The 1,900-nt window shown below is 71.5% G+C and carries 3 protein-coding genes; all 3 read left to right on the forward strand.

The annotated features are described in order from the left end of the window. On the forward strand, positions 1–512 hold a 512-nt coding region (locus tag ON27_RS05375), incomplete at its 5' end, for an OB-fold nucleic acid binding domain-containing protein (protein ID WP_043720251.1). A gap of 87 nt (positions 513–599) precedes the next feature. Further along, positions 600–1,589 (forward strand): DUF4349 domain-containing protein, encoded by a 990-nt coding sequence (locus tag ON27_RS05380; RefSeq protein WP_051046246.1) that lies wholly within the window; start codon positions 600–602, stop codon positions 1,587–1,589. Continuing rightward, positions 1,546–1,779: a DUF167 domain-containing protein gene (locus ON27_RS05385; RefSeq protein WP_043720257.1), complete on the forward strand. Its 234-nt coding sequence runs from the start codon at positions 1,546–1,548 to the stop codon at positions 1,777–1,779. The genes ON27_RS05380 and ON27_RS05385 overlap by 44 nt, the downstream gene beginning before the upstream one ends. The last annotated feature ends 121 nt before the right edge of the window (positions 1,780–1,900 follow it).

Below are 1,900 nucleotides of genomic sequence, written 5' to 3' on the forward strand. Positions count from 1 at the left end.
GCCGCGAAGCGCTCTGGGCGGCCGGCGCCGCCGCGGGCGAGCGGCCGGATCGGCTGCCCGGCACCGGCGCGGCCACCACCGCGCCCACCTTGCCCGGGATGAGCGATCTGGAGACGGCCGCCGCCGACGTCTGGGCCACGGGCGTCTCGCCGGACAGTTATCCGACGGAGTTCCTGCGCCCACGCCTGGACGCCCTCGGCGTCATACCGGCGGCGAGCCTGCTCGACGTGCCCGACGGCTCCCGTGTCCTGGTGGGCGGCGCGGTGACGCACCGGCAGCGTCCCGCCACCGCGGAGGGCGTCACCTTCCTCAACCTGGAGGACGAGACCGGCATGGTGAACATCGTCTGCTCGCTGGGGCTGTGGCGGCGCTACCGGCGCCTCGCCCAGGGCGCCGCGGCCCTGCTCATCCGCGGCCGGGTGCAGAATGCCGAGGGCGTGGTCAGCGTGGTCGCCGAACATCTGCAGCGGATGGATCTGCGGATGGCGTCCAAGTCGCGCGACTTCCGTTGAGCCGCCGCATTAAAGAAGTGTTAGAAGCGTTCTAGAGAACGGTTATGCGGGGCTGTCCGTGCAGCGCAAACGGCTACTGTGCCAGGCATGAGGAAGCTTGCTGTGCTGTGTGTCGGCGTGCTGGGGTCGATTCTGCTCGCCGGCTGCGGGGCCGATGAGGGGAAGCCCGCGCGGGACCGGACGTCGACGGCGGTCACCGGCCCCGCCGCCCCCGCGCTCGTGCCGCCGGGGGTGCACGAGCTGGCGCCGCCGAAGCGGGACAACGGCCCCGGCGGCGAACCGATGTCCGCGCGCAAGGAGGTGGTCACCGGCAGCGTCGAGATCACCGCCGACGCGCCGGTCGCGGCGGCGGGCACCATCGTCGAGCGGGTGCGCGCGGCGGGCGGCCGGGTCGACAGCCGTACCGAACAGCCCGGCACCGACGACAGCGAGCCCAGCGCCACCCTCGTCGTCCGGCTGCCCGCGGACAAGACCGACGCGTTCATCGCGGACCTCGGCGGGATCGGCCAGGTCACCCGGGTCACCACCAACCGCGACGACGTCACCATGCAGTGGGAGGACTTGGACGCGCGGATCAAGGCGCTGCAAGCCTCGGTCGAGCGGCTGCGCGCGCTCATCGCCGGCGCCACCACCACCTCCGACCTGATCACCGCCGAGCAGGCGCTGTCCAGCCGCCAAGGAGAGCTCGACAGCCTCACCGCGCAGAAGCGACGGCTCGACGACCAGGTCGCCTTGTCCACGCTCACGATCGAGATCACCACCGACGAGAAGAAGTCCGACGACGACCCCGACAGCTTCTGGGACGGCGTCGTCTCCGGGTGGAACTCGCTGGTGGACTGGCTGCAGGACGCGGTCGTGTTCAGCGGCAAGGCGATTCCGTGGCTCGGTTTCCTCGCGGTGGCGGGCGCCGCGCTGTGGGGCATCGTCCGGCTGGTGCGGCGCCGTGGGAAGCCGGCGCCGGGTGCGGGAGAATCGGCAGCGGCTCGCGCGGAGCCCGCCTCGGAGGGCGCGGATACCAGCACAGGAGGCAAGAGTGCCGACGGTGGTAAGGGCGGTGATCAAGCCGAACAGCCGTAAGGGGCCGCTGGTGGAAACCCTCGACGACGGCAGTCTGCACCTGTACGTGCGGGCTCCGGCCGTCGAGGGCAAGGCCAACAAGGCGGCCGTCGAGTTGCTCGCCGAACACTACGGAGTCCCCAAGTCCGCCGTCCGGCTGGCCGCGGGCGCCACCTCCCGCTTCAAACGGTTCGAGATCGATCTGCCCTGACGTCGAACGCGCTTCGGATCCGCGAAGTGTCGTGAATCGAGCGACGATAACGCCACTGATCGCGGCGCGCGAGGGGGAGCGGTGTGGCTCAGACGCCGCCGGGAAAGCCCAGCTGACGCCA

Origin of the sequence: Nocardia asiatica NBRC 100129 (genome assembly GCF_000308415.1) — a bacterium.
Classification (GTDB): domain Bacteria; phylum Actinomycetota; class Actinomycetes; order Mycobacteriales; family Mycobacteriaceae; genus Nocardia; species Nocardia asiatica.

What these genes read in the sequence shown, in the direction of transcription:
- ON27_RS05380 (WP_051046246.1), top strand. Translation starts at nt 600, where the DNA reads ATGAGGAAGCTTGCTGTGCTGTGTGTCGGCGTGCTGGGGTCGATTCTG.